Origin of the sequence: Mesorhizobium sp. BAC0120 (assembly GCF_033542235.1) — a bacterium.
Lineage (GTDB): Bacteria > Pseudomonadota > Alphaproteobacteria > Rhizobiales > Rhizobiaceae > JAWRCU01.
The window spans coordinates 657,568-674,776 of record NZ_JAWRCU010000001.1 but is presented as its reverse complement, the minus strand read 5'-3'; the positions used below and the strand labels follow the sequence as shown (position 1 = coordinate 674,776).

The 17,209-nt window shown below is 62.9% G+C and carries 20 protein-coding genes; 7 read left to right on the top strand and 13 right to left on the bottom strand.

All coding sequences use genetic code 11. The annotated features are described in order from the left end of the window. Positions 1 to 12: 12 nt before the first annotated feature. From SAZ10_RS03205 to SAZ10_RS03180, 6 genes are all read right to left on the bottom strand, one after another. On the bottom strand, positions 13 to 1,287 hold the full coding sequence (locus SAZ10_RS03205; RefSeq protein ID WP_318607703.1) for a TRAP transporter large permease: 1,275 nt from the start codon (positions 1,285 to 1,287) through the stop codon (positions 13 to 15). After that, the gene (locus SAZ10_RS03200) at positions 1,284 to 1,754 is read right to left on the bottom strand and encodes a TRAP transporter small permease (RefSeq protein WP_318607702.1); all 471 of its coding nucleotides are present in this window, start codon (positions 1,752 to 1,754) and stop codon (positions 1,284 to 1,286) included. The genes SAZ10_RS03205 and SAZ10_RS03200 overlap by 4 nt, the downstream gene beginning before the upstream one ends. Positions 1,755 to 1,872: 118 nt before the next feature. Beyond that, positions 1,873 to 2,847, bottom strand: coding sequence for a C4-dicarboxylate TRAP transporter substrate-binding protein (locus SAZ10_RS03195; RefSeq protein ID WP_318607701.1), 975 nt, complete (start codon positions 2,845 to 2,847; stop codon positions 1,873 to 1,875). A gap of 56 nt (positions 2,848 to 2,903) precedes the next feature. Then, entirely contained in the window at positions 2,904 to 3,686 is a 783-nt protein-coding gene (locus SAZ10_RS03190; protein ID WP_318607700.1) for an SDR family NAD(P)-dependent oxidoreductase, read from the bottom strand. 2 nt (positions 3,687 to 3,688) lie between these two features. Then, entirely contained in the window at positions 3,689 to 4,705 is a 1,017-nt protein-coding gene (locus SAZ10_RS03185) for a zinc-binding alcohol dehydrogenase family protein (protein ID WP_318607699.1), read from the bottom strand. Further along, positions 4,705 to 5,412 carry a FadR/GntR family transcriptional regulator gene (locus tag SAZ10_RS03180; protein WP_318607698.1) on the bottom strand — a complete coding sequence of 236 codons (708 nt, stop codon included), beginning with the start codon at positions 5,410 to 5,412 and terminating at the stop codon, positions 4,705 to 4,707. Before SAZ10_RS03180 ends, SAZ10_RS03185 begins: the two co-directional genes overlap by 1 nt. A 110-nt stretch (positions 5,413 to 5,522) precedes the next feature. Here SAZ10_RS03180 and SAZ10_RS03175 point away from each other — a divergent pair, with 110 nt between their 5' ends. Next, positions 5,523 to 5,888 carry a hypothetical protein gene (locus SAZ10_RS03175; protein WP_318607697.1) on the top strand — a complete coding sequence of 122 codons (366 nt, stop codon included), beginning with the start codon at positions 5,523 to 5,525 and terminating at the stop codon, positions 5,886 to 5,888. Here the strand turns inward: SAZ10_RS03175 and SAZ10_RS03170 are convergent. From SAZ10_RS03170 to SAZ10_RS03155, 4 genes are all read right to left on the bottom strand, one after another. Next, entirely contained in the window at positions 5,885 to 7,723 is a 1,839-nt protein-coding gene (locus SAZ10_RS03170) for an aminopeptidase P family protein (RefSeq protein WP_318607696.1), read from the bottom strand. The genes SAZ10_RS03175 and SAZ10_RS03170 overlap by 4 nt on opposite strands. 121 nt (positions 7,724 to 7,844) lie before the next feature. Continuing rightward, positions 7,845 to 8,720 carry a 50S ribosomal protein L11 methyltransferase gene (locus tag SAZ10_RS03165; protein ID WP_318607695.1) on the bottom strand — a complete coding sequence of 292 codons (876 nt, stop codon included), beginning with the start codon at positions 8,718 to 8,720 and terminating at the stop codon, positions 7,845 to 7,847. Positions 8,721 to 8,752: 32 nt separating this feature from the next. Then, a complete protein-coding gene (locus tag SAZ10_RS03160) occupies positions 8,753 to 9,874 on the bottom strand; it encodes an NAD(P)/FAD-dependent oxidoreductase (RefSeq protein ID WP_318607694.1) in 1,122 nt (373 codons plus the stop codon). A gap of 187 nt (positions 9,875 to 10,061) precedes the next feature. Further along, positions 10,062 to 10,640 (bottom strand): SCO family protein, encoded by a 579-nt coding sequence (locus tag SAZ10_RS03155; RefSeq protein ID WP_318607693.1) that lies wholly within the window; start codon positions 10,638 to 10,640, stop codon positions 10,062 to 10,064. A gap of 223 nt (positions 10,641 to 10,863) precedes the next feature. Between SAZ10_RS03155 and SAZ10_RS03150 the strand changes: the two genes are divergently transcribed. Beyond that, positions 10,864 to 11,352: a CreA family protein gene (locus SAZ10_RS03150; protein ID WP_412535146.1), complete on the top strand. Its 489-nt coding sequence runs from the start codon at positions 10,864 to 10,866 to the stop codon at positions 11,350 to 11,352. A gap of 231 nt (positions 11,353 to 11,583) precedes the next feature. After that, entirely contained in the window at positions 11,584 to 12,216 is a 633-nt protein-coding gene (locus SAZ10_RS03145) for a DapH/DapD/GlmU-related protein (protein WP_318607692.1), read from the top strand. Between the two features lie 7 nt (positions 12,217 to 12,223). Here the strand turns inward: SAZ10_RS03145 and SAZ10_RS03140 are convergent, their stop codons facing one another. Continuing rightward, on the bottom strand, positions 12,224 to 13,096 hold the full coding sequence (locus SAZ10_RS03140) for an SDR family NAD(P)-dependent oxidoreductase (RefSeq protein ID WP_318607691.1): 873 nt from the start codon (positions 13,094 to 13,096) through the stop codon (positions 12,224 to 12,226). A gap of 138 nt (positions 13,097 to 13,234) precedes the next feature. Here SAZ10_RS03140 and SAZ10_RS03135 point away from each other — a divergent pair, with 138 nt between their 5' ends. Next, entirely contained in the window at positions 13,235 to 13,513 is a 279-nt protein-coding gene (locus SAZ10_RS03135; protein ID WP_318607690.1) for a hypothetical protein, read from the top strand. Positions 13,514 to 13,579: 66 nt separating this feature from the next. On the opposite strand, the gene SAZ10_RS03130 is transcribed toward SAZ10_RS03135, so the two are convergent. Both SAZ10_RS03130 and SAZ10_RS03125 read right to left on the bottom strand, forming a co-directional pair. After that, positions 13,580 to 14,047: a PIN domain-containing protein gene (locus SAZ10_RS03130; protein ID WP_318607689.1), complete on the bottom strand. Its 468-nt coding sequence runs from the start codon at positions 14,045 to 14,047 to the stop codon at positions 13,580 to 13,582. Between the two features lie 458 nt (positions 14,048 to 14,505). Then, the gene (locus SAZ10_RS03125) at positions 14,506 to 15,177 is read right to left on the bottom strand and encodes a Crp/Fnr family transcriptional regulator (RefSeq protein WP_318607688.1); all 672 of its coding nucleotides are present in this window, start codon (positions 15,175 to 15,177) and stop codon (positions 14,506 to 14,508) included. Positions 15,178 to 15,321: 144 nt separating this feature from the next. Here SAZ10_RS03125 and SAZ10_RS03120 point away from each other — a divergent pair, with 144 nt between their 5' ends. From SAZ10_RS03120 to SAZ10_RS03110, 3 genes are all read left to right on the top strand, one after another. Next, the gene (locus tag SAZ10_RS03120; RefSeq protein ID WP_318607687.1) at positions 15,322 to 15,732 is read left to right on the top strand and encodes a hypothetical protein; all 411 of its coding nucleotides are present in this window, start codon (positions 15,322 to 15,324) and stop codon (positions 15,730 to 15,732) included. 151 nt (positions 15,733 to 15,883) lie between these two features. Then, positions 15,884 to 16,063, top strand: coding sequence for a hypothetical protein (locus tag SAZ10_RS03115; protein WP_318607686.1), 180 nt, complete (start codon positions 15,884 to 15,886; stop codon positions 16,061 to 16,063). A 398-nt stretch (positions 16,064 to 16,461) separates the two neighbouring features. Beyond that, entirely contained in the window at positions 16,462 to 17,037 is a 576-nt protein-coding gene (locus SAZ10_RS03110) for a hypothetical protein (protein ID WP_318607685.1), read from the top strand. Positions 17,038 to 17,209 lie beyond the last annotated feature (172 nt).

The following is a 17,209-nucleotide window of genomic DNA, read 5'->3' as shown; positions in this document are numbered from 1 at the left end:
GAGGACAATCCTTTACTTGGCTAGCAATGTGGAGAGGATCGGCACGTATGTGACCAGGAGAAGGAAAGCAAAGAGCCCCGCATACATGCTGAAAGCCTGCCGCGTGAAATCGCTGACCTTCACCTTGGCGATGTTGCACACCATCAGCATCACCGTGCCGACGGGCGGGGTCAGCGTGCCGATGGACAGATTGATGATGATGACGATGCCGAAATGGACCGGGTCGATCCCCATCGCCTTCACGGTGGGCATGAGCAGGGGCACCAGCACGATCATCAGCGCCGTGCCCTCGATCAGCATCCCGAGGAACAGGAGCACGACATTGACCACCAGCAGGAACAGGTAGGGGTTCGAAGTCAGCGCTGAGATGACCTGTGCCAGCGACTGCCCGGCTTGCTCGAGAGAGAAGACCCAGGCTAGAGCCGACGAGGCCATGATGACCAAAAGCACGGAGGAGGTGGACTTGGCGGTCTCGATCAGCGATTCCACGACATGCTTCACCTTCATCTCGCGGTAGATGAAGAAGCCGATGACGAGCACGAGGCTGACGGCGACCGCGCCGGCCTCGGTGGGTGTGAAGATGTTGGCGCGGATGCCGCCAAGTATTGCGACAATGAGCAGCACGGCGGTCCAGGCGGAGCCGAGCGTCTGGAGCACCTCCGTGCCGGTCAGCGGGCGTTCGCGGCTCGGCCTGTAGCCGCGCCTGACCGAGGTGGCATAAGCCGCGGCCATCAGCAGGGCGGCGCCGACGAGGCCTGGGATGATGCCGGCCATGAACATCTTGCCGATGGAAACGTCGGCGATCAGTCCGTAGATGATGAGCGCGATTCCGGGCGGGATGATCGGCGTGATCAGCGAGCCGGCGGCAGTGACGGCGCAGGAAAAGGCGCGGTCGTAACCGCGCTTCTCCATCTCTGGCACCATCATGCGCGTCAGCATGGCGCTGTCGGCGAGGTTGGAGGCGCTGACGCCACCCATAAGGGTGGAAACCATAATGTTGGTGAGCGCCATGCCGCCGCGCAGGCGCCCGACCAGCAGGTCCGAGACCTTGATGATGCGCTCGGCTATGCCCGTATGCGACATCACCGTGCCCAGCATGATGAAAAATGGGATGGCCAGCAGTGAAGTATTCTGCGCCGGGCTGATGAAGCGCTGCACGGCGATCGCGATCGGGATGTGGTTGAAGAAGACGAAGTAGGCGAACACCGCCATGAGGATGCCCACGTAGAGGCGCATGTTGAGCGCCAGTAGGGCGAGCATCACGAGGAAAATGACGGTCAGGTTCATCGTGCGGCCTCCGCAATCGCCTTGCGGGCCTGATCGACGCCGGAAACGACCATGTAGGCGGCGATGACGACGAAACCGACCGGGATGGCGATGTCGATCCAGAAATAGGAAATCCGCAATATGTCGGTGACCTTGAACTTCACGCTGAGCGCGAGCATCAGGCCGACATATGACACATAGAGAAGAAACGCCGCCGACAGCAGCGAAACGAGCAGATTGAGGGCGGCCGTGACCTTCGGCGACAGAAGGTCGACAAGCACCGGGATCGCAAGATGCTGGTTGTCACGCTCGGCCGAGATGCCGCCGAGCATGATGATCCAAACCATCAGCAGGCCGGCGATTTCCTCGGTCCATTGCAGCGGTCGGTCGACGAAATACCGCATCACCACAGCGACGTTGAAGATCGCGAGCAGCACGAACAGCGGCAGAGCGGCCAGCCAGTCCGTAAGGCGGGCTATAAGTTTCATAGGAGGTGTTCCCGGGCCTCTTGCCTCGTCCGGTCGGACGGGAAAGCGGCCGTGGTTGACGTTCGTGGTGGAGGGAGGGGGCGGGTCATACCGCCCTCTCCGCGGTCCGAAATGATGCCTATTTCAGTTCGGCCTGGATCTGTTCGTAGAGACCAGGGCTCCATTCGGGGAACTCGGTGTAGACCTTCTTGGTCAGCTCCTTGAAAGGCTCCTTGTTCACCTCGATCACCTCGACGCCGGCTTCCTTCATCTTGGCGATCATCTGTTCGTCCTGCTCGGTGGTCAGCTTCTGGCTGTAGAGGCCGGCCTCATAGGCGGTCTCCTCGATGAGCTTGAGCTGGTCCTGCGGCAGGGTGCTGAAGAACGCCTCGCCGCCGACGAACATGGCTGTGTTGGTGAGATAGCCGATCATGCTGAGATACTTGGCTTCCTCCTGGAACTTCTGGCCGTAGAGCACCGAGATCGGATTCTCCACGCCGTCGATCACGCCCTGTGCCAGCGCCGGGAAGGTCTCGCCCAGTGGCATTGGCGTCGGGGTAGCGCCCATCGCCTCGAAAATCTTTATCTGCATGTTGTTGTTCGGCACGCGGATCTTCATGCCCTTGAGATCGTCCGGGGTGCGCACCGGCTTGCGGGTGATGAGTTGGCGCACGCCATAGAGATAATTCGGCAGGACGATATGGATTCCCTTGGCCTTCAGCGCCTCGGACTTCTTCTTGAACCACTCGCCGTCATAGATCTTGAACAGCTTGGCCGGGTCGTCGGCAAGGTACGGGCCGAACAGCACGCCGAGGTCCGGATCGTAATCGGCGAGAAAGCCCACGTCGGTGATGGTAATGACATTGAGGCCCATCATGGCCTGCTCGGTCACGTCCTTCTTGGAGCCGAGCTGTGAGGATGGATAGAGCTCCAGCGTGATCTCCCCGTTCGAGCGCTTCTCCAGATCCTCTTTCCAATGGTGCATCACCTGATCGACCGGTTCGCCGGGATTGTTCTCATAGGCGACCTTAATGGTCACGTTGGCCGCAAGCGCGATGGCGCTCGAGGCCAGCAGCGAGCCGGCTGCGACGAGGCATTTCATAAGCAGTTTCACGATGATCCCTCCCTTGGGATTTGATTGAACGGGGACTTGGGTTGAGGGGAGCCGGCTCAGAAGCCGACGAGGGCGCCGCCGTCGACGACAAGCGTCTGGCCGGTGACGTAGGCCGCGGCGGGCGATGCGAGGAAGACGGAGGCCCAGCCAATATCCTCGGGCTTGCCGACCCGGCCCATCTGGATGCGGCCGATGATCTTGTCGTAGCGCGTCTTGTCGTTGGAAGTGGCGGCACGGAAGAGGTCGGTGTCGATCCAGCCGGGCGCGATCGCGTTGACGCGGACGTTGCGACCCGAATATTCGGCCGAGAGCCCGCGCACCACGCCGGTCAGGGCGGATTTGGCCGCGGTGTAACCGATGACGAGGGGCTGGCCGATGAAGGAGGTCATTGAGGCGATGAACAGCACCGAGCCGCAGCCGCGTGCGGCTTGGCCGGGAATGATCGAGCGCGTCAGCTCCAGCGCGCCGCGCACATGTACGTCGAAGACCTGGTCCAGGTCTTCCGCGGTCTGTTCCTCGAACGGCTTCTTGACGGTGTTGCCGGCATTGTTGACGAGGATGTCCACCTGCCCGTGCTCGGCCTCCACCGCAGCGGCGAAGCCTTTGATTGAGCCTATGTCGCGCAGGTCGAGCCGCGCGATGCGGGCGTTCGGGCCGATCTCAGCAGCGGCCTGCTCAAGCAGCTCCAGCCTGCGGCCGGCGATGGTGACGCCCGCACCAGCCGCGGCAAATGCCTTGGCGATGGCGAGGCCGAGCCCGCTGCCGCCGCCGGTGACGAGTGCGTGCTTGCCGGCGAGGCCGAAGGCTCTCTCGAGTGGCGATTGCGAAGGTCCGGTCATCCTCAGCTCCGCTCTATGACGATCTTGAGGACATCGCGGTGGCCGTCCCAATAGGGCAATGCCGCCTCGGCCTCGTCGAATCGGAAGACTTTCGAGATGAGCAGGTCGGCTGCGTCGCCGATCTTCTCCAGATGGGCGACCACATTGCGGAAATCCTGCAGCGTGGCATTGCGCGAGCCCATGATGTCGAGTTCCTTGAGGTTGAAGAACTGGGTCTGGTAGGTGACCGGCGCCTTGGAATACCCGACATAGACGACGCGCCCGGCGAAGCCGGCGAGATCGATTGCCTGCGTGAAGGTCGCCGGTAGGCCGACTGCCTCGAAGGCAACGTCGACGAAGTCGTTGCCCGTCAGCTCGGCCACCTCGCGCACAAGCTCCTCGCCGCCGGCCGGAAGCGCCTGCCAGGCGCCGAACTTCAGCGCGAGATTGCGCTTCTCCTTGCTCGGATCGATGGCGATCACACGCGCGCCCTTCGCCACCGCGCCGATCAGTACGCCCATGCCGATCATGCCGCATCCGAGCACGGACACGGTGTCGCCGTTGGCCACGCGCCCGCGCTCAACGGCGTGGAAGCCGACCGACAACGGCTCGACCAGGGCCAAATGGCGGGGCGCGAGCGTGTCGTTGAGGATGAGCTTTTCGGCCGGCAGCACGATCTCCTCGGCCAGTCCGCCTTCCTGCTGCACGCCGAGCGTCCTGTTGTGGCGACAGGCGTTGAGCCTGCCCTTGCGGCAGGAGGGGCATTGGCCGCAATTGGTGTAGGGCATGACGATGACGCGGCGGCCAGAGCGGTAATCCGCGGCGACGTCCGGGCCGACGGCGATGATCTCGCCGCCGATCTCATGCCCGGGAATGCGCGGCAGCTCCACCAGCGGGTTCAAGCCCTTGAAGGTGTTCAGGTCACTGCCGCACAGGCCGACATGGCGCACGCAAACACGCACCTGCCCCCCGCCGAGGACTGGCGGCTCCACCTCATGGAAACGGGTGACGTTTTCCTTTTCGATCCTGAGCGCTCGCATCACAGGTTCTCCATCTCGCGTTTCTGCGGCGCGGCCTTTTCATAAGCTGCGCGCACGCTGCGCTCGCTGTAGTCATAATGCTGGGAGAAGGCTCTGATCGCAGCATCTAGCGAGCGTGCGCCAAGCGCCCGGATAATGGCGCGGTGATCACTGATCGTCTTGTCGCGGTTGACCGGGTTGCTCTTGCCGATCTCCATGTAGAAGACCAGCGTGTGCGACAGTACCTTGTAGAGCTTCTCCAGCACGCTGTTGCCGGAAATACGAATGATTTCGTTGTGGAAGGCGTAGTCGGCGAGCGCGTCCTCGTGCGCAGTCAAGGCTCGCTCGACCTGACCGACATGCCTTTCCAGAAGCGCGATGTCATTGTCGGTGATGCGCTCAACCACCTGTGGCAACGCGCCGATATCGATCATGCGCCGGAAGTCGAGCAGATCCAAGCAGGTCTTCAAGCTGCGGTCGAAATACTGGTCCATGATGTGGAAGACTGCGCCAATATTCGGCGCGCAGATGCGCGGACCGCGCTGCGTCTTCTCGATAATCCCGAACGCTTCAAGGTGGATGAGCGCCTCGCGCACTGTGTTGCGGCTGACGCCGAGCCTCTCCGCAATGAGCCGTTCGTTCTGCAGCAGGTCGCCGGGCTGGTAGCTCTGGGGAATCTCGGTGCGCAAAATATCCACGACGCTCTGCACGGCGCTGGTGCGAGTCATATTTCCTCCCTTGGTCCAACAATCGGACCAATGTGAGGGGCGATTAACACATGCGTGTCTGTTCTGTCGATAGGTGACCCGGATTCTCACAGGCGAATTCTGGGGACCGTATGCGGGGGGATCATGGCTCCGGCATCGCCGAGACCGTCTCGGTGCAACCGCGGGCTTTACGTGTGGATGATCGCGGTGTGGCGCCTGGCGACGACGGGCGATCTGCCAGAGGATCTAGCTCTCCCATCACCGGCTACGCTGTGCTGTCGCGCTTCGCGCATGTCCATCCGCGCGCCGAGGGCGCGTTCAACACCATGCCGGCCGCCGTACTCACGGCGCTGGCCGGCCCCGCCGCCATGCAAGGCAACTGGATCGAGTGGACCGGGCCCGTCGCTCCCGGTCCGGTGGGGCTGCGCGGCATGGTAGGGAGGTTTCCCCGCCGGCGCGCCGCGACACCGATCGTGCTAAGGCAGTTCTTGGTCTAGACGCCGTGGCTGAACGGCGCGGTGGCTGCTTCCAGCCATTTCAGCGTCTCGCCGTCGACCATTGGGCCGATCTCCGAAAGCACCCTCGCATTGTAGGCGTCGAGCCAGACCAGTTCTTCGCGGGAAAGAAGCTCGGTCTTGATGAGCCGCCTGTCAAAGGGAACCAGCGTCAGCGTCTCGAAGCCGTGCATGGCGATATCGCCGCCGGGAAGGGCTTCCGGCGGCGTGACGAGGATCAGGTTCTCGATGCGGATTCCGTAGGCACCCGTACGGTAATAGCCCGGCTCGTTGGAGATGATCATGCCGGCGGCGAGCCTCTCAGTGCCGGACTTGGCGATGCGTTGCGGGCCCTCATGGACGGAAAGGAAGGAGCCGACGCCATGGCCGGTGCCGTGCGCATAGTCGAGCCCGGCCTTCCAGTGCGCCACGCGGGCGATCGCGTCGATGTCTGAGCCGCGCGTGCCGGGCGGGAAGCGCAGCAGCGTGATCGCGATCATGCCCTTGAGCACAATCGTGTAGCGCTCGCGCATCTCCTCCGTCGGCTCGCCGACAGCGACGGTGCGGGTGATGTCGGTCGTGCCGTCCTGAAACTGCGCGCCGGAATCGAGCAGGAACAGTTCGCCGGCCTGCAGTTTGCGGTTCGTCGCGGTCGAGACGCGGTAGTGGATGATCGCGCCGTTCGGCCCGGCTCCGGAAATCGTGTCGAAGGAGATGTCGCGGAGCGGCATCTGGGTTTCCTCACCGGTCGACCGACGGAACTCTTCGAGCGCGGTGACTGCCCTTATTTCATCGACGGTTCCCGGCTGCTGCCGGTCGAGCCAGGCAAGCATCTTCGTAACCGCCGCGCCATCGCGGCGGTGGGCAGCCCTCGTGCCGGCGATCTCTGCTTGGTTCTTGGTCGCGCGCGGCAATCGGGTCGGGTCGGCAAGCATCACCACCTCGCCGCCGCTTGCCTCGACATGCGTGCGAAGGTGTTCGGCTGCGAGCGCCGGGTCGAGCCCGATCTTTCCGCCTCGGGCGGCGAGGCGCGCAAGCTCGGCATCGAGCGCCGAGGGTGGGCGAAGGTCGGCGAGCTGGGTCAGATAGGCCTTCTGCTCGATGCCGAGCTTTCGTCCGTCGATGAAGAGGTAGTGCGACCCCTGCGCCGAGAGGATCGCGAAGGACAGCGGGAGCGGCGTATGCGGCACGTCGCTGCCGCGGATGTTGAAGGCCCAGGCAATCGATGCCGGGTCGGTCAGCACGGTATGGATGACACCCTCGTCCGTGAGACCGGCCGCGAGCCGCGCGAGCTTGTCCCTGGCAAGCTCGCCGGCATAGGCGATGGGCTGGATCTCGACCTTGCCGAGCGGCTGGGCAGGGCGGTCGGACCACAATTCATCGATGGGGTTCTTCTCAACGGCGACCAGCGTGGCGCCGACCCTCTCGGTCGCCTTGCGCAGGGCCTTGGCATCGGCAATCGTGTGCAGCCAGGGGTCGAAGCCGATGCGCGCGCCCTTGCCGATATTCTTGACTATCCAGGCCGGAAGTGGAGTCTCAATCAGGCTTTCGGGCGTGAAGACCGAGAGGTCGACCTGGTCCCGTACCTGCAGCGTGTAACGCCCGTCCACGAATATGTGCGCGCGTTCCCGCAGAATCAGGGCAACGCCGGCTGAGCCGGCAAAGCCCGTCAGCCAACGCAGGCGTTCGGAGCCGGGCGCGACATACTCGCCTTGATGCTCGTCGGACCGAGGCACGAGAAAGCCGTCCAACTCGTTCGCATCGAGCCACTCGCGCAAAAGGGTGACTCGCGCGCGTCCGGCTGTCGGGTCGCCGTGGGAATCGAAGGATTGGAACATGACAGCGCCTCATGCCTGCTTGCGGGGAGGCCGGACCGTAAAGGCGGGGAAGCCGGCTGGCAATGGTGCCACTTCTGGGGCAATTGGCCCCCAAATGGGGACCATGCGGAGGTTTCGATCGTCACCGCTTCAGATGCAGCGTCGACCAGCCTTCCCGGTGCAGCGTGCTCACATGACGGAACCGTTGGCCGACATAGGCGGCGAGCACGGCGTCGCGTTGGCTGTCGAGAATGCCTGAGAGCACCAGCGACCCGCCCACCGAAAGATTTCTCGCCATGTCGGGCGCGAGCTTCATCAGCGGCCGCGCGAGAATGTTGGCGACGATCAGGTCGAACGGTCCCGCGGCCGAGAAAGCCGGGTTGTGAAAGCCGGTCGCCGTAACGGTATGAACGAGGCGGGACGCGTTGTTCAGCCTGACATTCTCTCCTGCGACGCGCGTCGCGATCGGGTCGATATCAGTAGCGAGCACCGGTATCTGCGCCAGTTTCGCGATGGCGATCGCCAGCACACCGCTCCCTGTTCCCAGATCGAGCGCGCTACGCGGCTTTTCCCGCCGCACTACGCGTTCGATCACTTCGAGGCAGCCCGCCGTCGTGCCGTGATGGCCGGTGCCGAAGGCAAGGCCAGCTTCGATCTCGATGGCAATTCCGCTCGATGGTCGCAGGCTCCGATCATGCGAGCCGTGCACGAAGAAGCGGCCCGCGCGGACCGGCTTCAACCCTTCCAGGGAATGCGCCACCCAGTCGATATCGGGCACTTCCTCCGCTTCGACCGAGAGCTTCGGTTCAAAGCGCGATGCGATTTCGCGCATCGTTGCTTCGGCATCGCCGAGCCCCTCGGCTGGCACATAGAGCGACACCTCGTGCAGATCGCGCGCTTCGTCCAGCTCGAGTATCGCTACTGGAAAGCCATCGTCCTCGAAGGCCCGCTCGAGTTCGGCATAGATCATCTCGGCGGTTTGGCGCGCCGCGGTCAAATGAATGCGTGTCTGGTTCAATCGTGATGCTCTGTTGTTCGCTGTTGCGCCGCTCACTCAAGCCACGGCGGAGGCGGCGTGTCGAGCCCGAGCATGCTTGCGGCCGTGCGCCGGGTGAACCACGGAACATGAGTGAGCAGTGGCACGGCCATGTTGCGCAGGAGCAGCGCTATGGGGTTCCTCAAGAGCACCATGCGTGTCAAGCCGTGCGTTTCGCCGACCACCAGCCGCACAGGCGGCAGCCTGAGGTCGGAGAACTCTCCCTCGCGGCCCTCGGAGACGAGCCAGGCGAGCCAGCAGGCATCCTCAATGCCGAGATTCATGCCTCGCCCACCGATCGGCGAATGGATATGCGCGGCATCGCCGATGAGGAAAACACTGCCCCTGGACATGCGTTCGACGTGGCGGAACGATACCTTGAACTCGGCCTGCCATGTCACGTTCTCGACTACGCCGACGTGCCTGATCCCGTCGCGAAAATCGGCAAGGGTCGACACGAAGCGCACCGTGCGCCGATCCACCGGAAAGCGCGCGATGGCGCCGGGATTGAAGAGATGCGCCTCGACGTAGGAGGTGTCGAGATCTTCCGTGTAGCGGTAGTCGGCGAGGTAGAAGGTGTCGGCGAGCGCTTGGCCGGCGAAGGAGAAGCCGGCCGCCCTGCGTACAGTCGAGTGCGCGCCGTCAGCGCCGACGACGATGTCGAACGCGGCTTCCTCGCGAGCGCCATCCGCCCTGAGCAGCGTGGCTGTCGGCTGTGTGTCGGACAAAGCGATTCTTTCCAGGCCGGTCCGCCAATCCGGGACGATACCGAACTCGGCGAGGCGCTCGAGCAGGAGACGCTGCGTGTCGCCCTGGCGCAGAACATGCATGCCGCGGTATTTTCCGCTGGCGATCTCAGTGGTGCTTATTCTCGCGAGCGGACGGTCCCGATCGAAAAGGCGCATCTCTGCTATCTGCTGCGCTTCCCCCACGATCTTGTCGCTGAGGCCCGCGGGCTCCAGCAGCTTCAACGTGCGCAGATTGACTGCGAGCGCCCGGCTCTCGTTCAGCGGAACAGGACCGTCCTTCGTCTCGACGATGCGCGGCCGGAAGCCGCGACGCGCGAATTCGACGGCGGCGGCAAGGCCGACCGGGCCGGCGCCGACGATCAGGATTTTCCGGTCGGCATTCGCCATCGCTCCCCCTAGTGTCGTGATTTCGAAGTTCGCCCCATTCTTGAGATCAGGCTCGGAGCGAACTTCGAAATCAAAACGACACTAGAAATCAATGAGTTGCTAGTGTCCCTTCGGTTCTGAAATTCGCTCTGAGCCCTATATCCAACTCTGACGAATTTCAGAACCGGGACACTAGTGATGAGCTTGATCAGCCTTCGGCGGCGAGGCGCTTCAGCTTGGCGACGGCCGCTTCCGGGCTCTCGCCATAAGCGATGGTGCCGGCGAATTCGCCCTTGCGGTTGAGCAGCAGGACTGATGCGGTGTGATCCATCGTGTAGCCGCCGCCTTCCGTTTCCACCTTCTTGAAATAGATGCCAAAGTTCTTCGCCATTTCGCCCACCTTGTCGGCATCGCCGGTGATGCCGACAATGCGCTCGGAGACGTTGCTGACGTAGTTCTTCAGCACGCCTACCGTGTCGCGCTCGGGATCGATCGTGATGAAATAGGCGTGGATGTCCTTACCCTGGTCACCGATCTGTTTCAGCCAGCCGTCGAGTTCGTAGAGCGTCGTCGGGCAGACTTCCGGGCAGTTGGTGAAGCCGAAGAAGAGCGCGGTGGGGTGGCCACGGAACGCGGCTTCGGTGATCGGTGCGCCGGTCTGATCGACCAGGGTGAAGGGCGCGCCATAGGCCTGCCCGCCGTAGCGCACCTGATACCATTGTAAAGTTACGAAGCCGATCGCAGCCGCCATGACGACGAGGATGCCGGCAAGAATGTAGCGCATCATGGGGCAGAATTCCGTAGAGCTCATCGAATGTCAGAGGCGACCGGCAACATTCGATGCCGGGAGCCTCATCGATCCATTCAGGTTCATGGCGGTCATTCTACCGCCTGGCAAATCGCCGACAAAGGGGCATCTTGACGCTGCGAGACATCCACGTTGTCGCTTGTAAACGGCGGTCTGCCGACCCAATTGAGCGCCTGCATCTCATCCGCTGCAGGAGGAAAATTTGCTGCGCCCGATCTCGGTTCTCGTTCTTGGGGCCACGCTCGGCTTTGGCGGTCCGGCCTTTGCCGAACAAGTCGGCAAAGTCGGAGTGGACTGGCTCGGCAACGACATCATCGTCGAGGCCATCAAGGATCCGGCAGTAGAAGGCGTGACCTGTCACGTCTCCTATTTCGATCGCGGCGTGATCGATCGGCTGTCGAAGGGCAACTGGTTCGAGGATCCGTCCGATTCCTCGATCGCCTGCCGCCAGACCGGCCCGATCACGATCGGCGACATCGACCTCAGCGCGGAAGGCGAGGAGGTATTCAAGCAAGGTATCAGTCTCATCTGGAAGAAGCAGGTGGTGAACCGCATCTATGACAAGGCCAACGATACGCTGATCTACTTGTCTCACTCCCGCCAGGTGCAGAACGGCTCGGCCAAGATGTCGCTCTCGACGGTACCGCTTTACGGTCAGAACGTCACTTGGAAGAACGGCAAGCCTAAATGAAGGTGCTAGAGTAATGCGGACCAGGGCGATCGCATATGGCACGGCAGACCCCCGCTCCGCCTCGCTTCGCTCGGCACCTCTCCCCCTCAAAAGCCTCAAAAGGGGAGAGGAAGGGCGCCTGGATTCTGCGGCCGGCGCTTCCTCTCCCCCGTCGACCGGGGGAGAGGTGGTTCGCGAAGCGAACCGGAGTGGGGGTCGACTTCATAGGCGATTGCCCTGTAATCCGGGCACATGAACGAGCCCGCAGATCTGCGCTTCACCGACCCTCAGCCGCGCATCCATCCGACCGCTGAGCTGAAATCCTGCAAGCTCGGCCGCTATGCGGCCGTCGGCGAGCGGGTCATCCTGCGCGAGGCCGTGGTTGGGGACTATTCCTATTTCGAGCGCCACGCCGAAGCGATCTACACGACAATCGGCAAGTTCTGCTCGATCGCCGCGAACACCCGCATCAACGCCCTCGAGCACCCGCTCGAACGTGTGACACAACACAAGGTCAGTTACCGGCCGAACGAATATTTCCGGTATCTCGGTGTCGATGAAACCTTCCGCAAGCGCAGGCAGGGCAAGCGCGTGACGATCGGCCATGACGTCTGGATCGGCCATGGGGCTGTCATTATGCCGGGCATCACGATCGGCAATGGCGCAGCCGTCGGCGCCAATTCGGTTGTCACCCGGGACGTGCCTGCGTTCTCGATCGTCGCGGGGAGCCCCGCCAAGGCGGTGCGCCCGAGGTTCGACGCGAAGGTCGCGCAGCGGATCGAGGCACTCGCCTGGTGGGACTGGCCGGAGGACAGGCTATTCGAGGCGATCCCGGATATGCAGAACCTGCCGATCGAAGAGTTCCTCGACCGATGGGGCGGATGATCTCGTTTCAGCGCTTCACGAACTCGGCGAACTTGTCCTTGTAGTCGGGATGCCAGCGCGACAATGCCGGGCGGTTCTCGATGATGTCGCCGACCGCCCAGGCCATGCGCCGCTCGTCCATCGCGCGCTCGGTCTCGTTGTCGGGGCAGAGGATATAGAAGTCGCCGCGAGCGAGGCTCTCGAACAAGAAATCGGCGACCTGCTCCGGCGTCCAGGCGCCGGCCGGCTTGGAGGCCGCGCCGACTGTGAGGCCGGTATAGGTGAAGCCCGGAATGAGCAGGTGTGCGGTGAGCTGCGTGCCTTCGATGTTGCGGAACTCGTGCGCGAGGCCTTCCGTGTAGGTCTTCAGCGCGGATTTGGAGACGTTGTAAGCGAGATTGCCGGGTGGCGTCGTGATGCCTTGCTTGGAGCCGGTATTGACGACGACAGCCGGCTTGGCGGCGCCGATCATCCTCGGCACGAATGCGTTGACGCCGTTCACCGCGCCCCAGAAATTGACATCGATCAGCGCGCGCCAGTCCGCAAGGTTTTCCCATGGCTTGCCGGGATTGTTGCCGACCCCGGCATTGTTCATCAGGAAGGAGACCTCGCCGAACTTGTCGAACGTCGCTTCAGCGAGCTTGACGACGTCATCCGGCCGCGACACGTCGCAGGCGAAGCCGAGCACCTCCTCCTCGCCGCCCTCAGCGAGAGCGGCCACGTCGCGGATCGCCTGGTAGAGGGCTGCGCTTTCCCGGTCTGCGATGACGACCTTCAGCCCGCGCGCCGCGAGTTTCTTCGCAGTGGCAAAGCCGATGCCGCTGGCCGCTCCGGTGATGACGGCGGTGCCGCGCTCAGCGAGCGCTGCGGCGATGGTTTCGGTTCCGGCTGGTGCGGGCATCTTTCGGTCTCCATCTGACTGATCGACCCAGTCTAAGGCAATTCGAGCTTGGAGTGGACGATTTCGTTTTCGCGCCCTGCCGTCTGCCTCCGCCTTGACGGGCCAAGGTCGGATTCGCATGCTCGGGCCGGAGGTTTCATGACAGACTGGCTGGATATCCTGAAAGGACAGCGCCTGGAGGGCGAGCAAACGCGACGCGCGGTGGAGCAGATGCTCGCCGAGCCGGCGATCGACCGCGAGCAGGTAATGGCGCTGTTTGCTGCGCTGGAGAAGCAGGCGGGTTTTGTAGAGAAGCTGGTTCGCGTGCTGGATGAGGCAGGCTACGAGCCTGATGTCGTCGCCTCCGCAGAGCGACTGGAGTGCCTCTATGCCGAGCTCGCCGAGAGGGCGGCGGTGAAGGCGAAGGAAATGCAGTAAAGCCGCGTGGGCTGTGCAGTCGGTTGCCTCCTCGGAAGGGCAGTGCGTGAAGCCGCGGCGGGGCCGCTACGGGACAGGAGAGGTCTCCGGGGGCAGGGCCTCGAACGGATTCAGGAAGTCGATCCCGAGCGGCTGGAAGTGGCGCGTGTTGCGCGTCAGCACAGTCAACCCGTGAGCGGCTGCCGTCGCGGCGATTGCCAGCTCTTCAAAACCCGGATCGCTGCCAGTGGCGCGGGCGACATCGAGCAGCCGTCCGGCTTGCTCGGCAACTTGGAGGTCGCTGGGCAGGAACCGCTCCCGCCAATAGTGCCGGATGGCGGACCACCATTCGGCAAGGAGCTCGGCCTTGTCGGCCGCACCTGTCCGGCGGGCCTTGTGAATACCTGCCGCAACTTCAGCATGCGAAACGACGGAGAGCCGGAGGCTGTCTGTATTGGCCTCGATCCATGCAGCCAGCTTCTCGTCAGAAGCCGTGCGCCGTTTCGTTGGCGCGATTGCTGAAATGACGTTGGTATCGAGAAGATACAGGCTCAAAACAGGTCTTCCTTCAAAGCGCGGGCGGGCTTCCCGCTCCGCTCCGGAATGTCTCCCTCCTCGAGGGGGGAGTGCGTCAACAGCCATCCGAGGGAAGGGACGTGAGAGACGCGCGCCCGCACGGCGGATATCGCCAGCAATATGGCGAGCGGTTGTCATGCCCGTTTGCCATTCTGGTTTCCTTCCTTGAAATGCTTGCCGCCCAAGGGCCTAACTCACGGAAAGGAAGGGTGTTCCTGGAAGACGGAACCGTGCGCGACACGCACAACCGCCGGTCAGCGAGCAGGCATGCACGACTGTCGTGGCCGCCGGCCCGTGCTGAGCAGGTTCAACATCGGCGCGTGCTATTTGTTGCGAGACGAGCGATCTGCTCTCGCGCTCGACGCCCGAAGCGTCGCAGCCGGCGCGAGCATGGTCCAGGACCGAATTCCTCGGCTGAGATCATGCAGCAATCAGGGCTAGTCCTCCTGACCCGCCAGTATTTCGAGCGCGGCCAGATCGCGCAGGACCAGCCGGTTGCCGCGTTTCGCGACCAGCCCTCTCTTGGCAAGCGTGCTCATCTCGCGCGAGACCGCTTCGCGATGCGTGCTGATAGTCGCCGCCAGCTCGAAATGCGTCGGCGCTGGGCATATCTCGACTTCCTCGCCGCCCTGCTCGTGTTCTTCTGCCCGACGAAGCAGCTCGTGAATGAGGCGCTGGCGCACGACAAGCGTGCTGAACTCGAAAACGCGTTCGGTCATGCGCCTGAGCTGGGCCGAAAGGTGCTCCAGCAGCGTCCAGGCGAAATCGGGACGGGTTCTCACGATGTCGCGGAACGCCGCGGCCGGCAACCGGGCTGCACGGCTCTGTTCCAGCGCGACGATGCTTGCTGAACGAGCCTTGCCGTCGATGCCTGCCAGCTCGCCGAAGATGTCGCCGGGCTCGACGTCACGGTAGGCGATCTCCCGGCCGTCCTCCGAAAACAAGGTGACGCGCGCGCGGCCCTCGATCAGGAAGAAGACGTCCCTGCCGGTATCGCCATGCGCAATGATCAGCTCGTTCTGGCGATAGGTGCGCGCCGACCAGCGCTCGGCCAGCGCTGCGAGGTCGGCCTCGCCCAGTCTTGACAGAAAGGCCCGCGAAACGGCCACGACGGCATCCCTCCTCTGGCCCGACTTTAGTTAGGCCAGCTCAATTTCCAAAGGAAATTCGCGGCTGTCCAGCACCGTCGGCGAGCGAAAAAGGGCGATAGGGCTGAGCAGACTTTCGGAAAACTGTGCGAATCCCCACAGACGATGGCGGCGGCGATGATATCCTCCCCGCAGTGCTCCAACCTCGACCTCTCTCGGGTGGGCAACATCATGTACAGATACACTGCCATTGTGGCGCTTTGTGTGGCGGCAAGCTCCGCCCCAGCCGATGAACTCGTTGCCTTGCAAGGCGGAAGCGTCGAGCTCAGCAGCATTCACGGCGTCGTCTACTATACCGATGAGAATGACGGCTATCGGGTGGTCGCCACCATCGCTGCCAGCGAAGGAGGCTTGCCCCTGCGCTTGGTAGCCACCCTCGCCGAGGGCCAGAAGATTGCAATTTCAGTCCCCGGCAAATTGGGCGAGCCTAGTGAGACCGTTGAATTCACGCGGTTCGGCGGCAAGCTCGTAGTGACGAAGGCACAAGCCACCCCCGACCTCGCGGCGCAACGATAGCCGTACCTCCGGCCAGCCAAAAAACAGGTCTTGTTCAAAGTTTTTCGCAGCTGTGCGAATTCTCACATCCGTAGAAGAACAACCTTCCTATCCTTCCATCATAACGTTGAGGCCGGTGAGGTTCCGGCCCTTGATTGGAAGGGATAATTTCATGGAACTCTGGCCCCATATCACCCAGCTGAAATCGGCTTTCCGCGACTTGGTCGCGCCGCGCTACCGGCCTGAGCTCTATTACATGCGCGGCCCGGGGCCAGCCTATGCACGCCGCATGGGCATGCTTGAAGGCACCCGTCAGAGATTCCAGGCCATCGACCCGACAAACGTGCGTTGACCGCCGCACGAGGATGGGCGAGGCCTAAGAAGGTTGCCTGCGTCACACGAGGCAACCTTCATCCTGGCAGGCGGCGTGACGGATTGATGTAAAGGCGTATCCGTCACGCCGCCCGGGGCGATGCTAAAGGCAGTTCACTCTTTCCGATTATGCGAAGCTCCGATGTTCACTGCTTTTCTGCAGCGAAAGGGCCCAGGGGCCGGACATGTCTGCACACATATTCGGCCAGTGTTTCTTCTGACGCAGTTGTGATCGGCGTGTTGAGCGAACTGGCTGACCCGCTGCCACAAACCGGCCAAACCAGCATGGAGCATTGCCGGCGTGACTTGGTCACCCGTCGCAGCGCAGACTTAGCGGTGTGACGGTCGATGAAGTTATCAAGCCTTCAGGAGACCACTGTGCAAAAGTTCCGCACCTTGATCCTCGCCGGCGTCGCGATAGCTGCAATCGCCGGCACGGCGGCAGCCGAGCCCGCCAAGACGCACGTTCTGACCGTTCGTCTGCCGGACGGTTCGCTCGAAAAGATCCGCTATACGGGCGACCAGCCGCCTGCGGTCGATATCGCGCCTGCTGCCGGCGACGCGATCTTCCTGCCCGCCTTCGACGACTTCTGGTCGCCATTTGCAGATCTGGAGCGTATGTCGGCCGTGTTCGACCGCATGACCTATGGCAATCCGGACCGACCATTCGAGCTCGATGGCCTGCCTCCCGGAGTTCAGGGCTACACGATGGTCTCGACACTCTCTGGCCACGGTCTCTGCACGCGCACCACGCGATATTTCTCCGTCGGCAACGGCAGGCCTCCGCGCGTCGAGACAAAGACAAGCGGCAATTGCGCGGCGGCCCCGGTCGCCAAGCGGGAGGTCAGGACGGTGAAGCCGAAGCATCAGCATAGGACTGACAGCAACAGCGACCTGATCCAGGTGAGCTACAAGCAGGGTGATGCGAAAGTGGCCAAGCTGAACGAGAACTAGTGAGGCGCGGGGGACGTTCACTTTTCGGCTGGAGCAAACTCTTGCCGAAGCAATAACAAACAAATGCCCGGCGGGTGCTTTGTCGGGCTTCCTCGCGACAGATTGCGAGTGCTGTCTGCCCTCGCGCAAGAGGGGCCTTGTCGGTGATCGATCCCAGTTCAGCGGCGCCCGA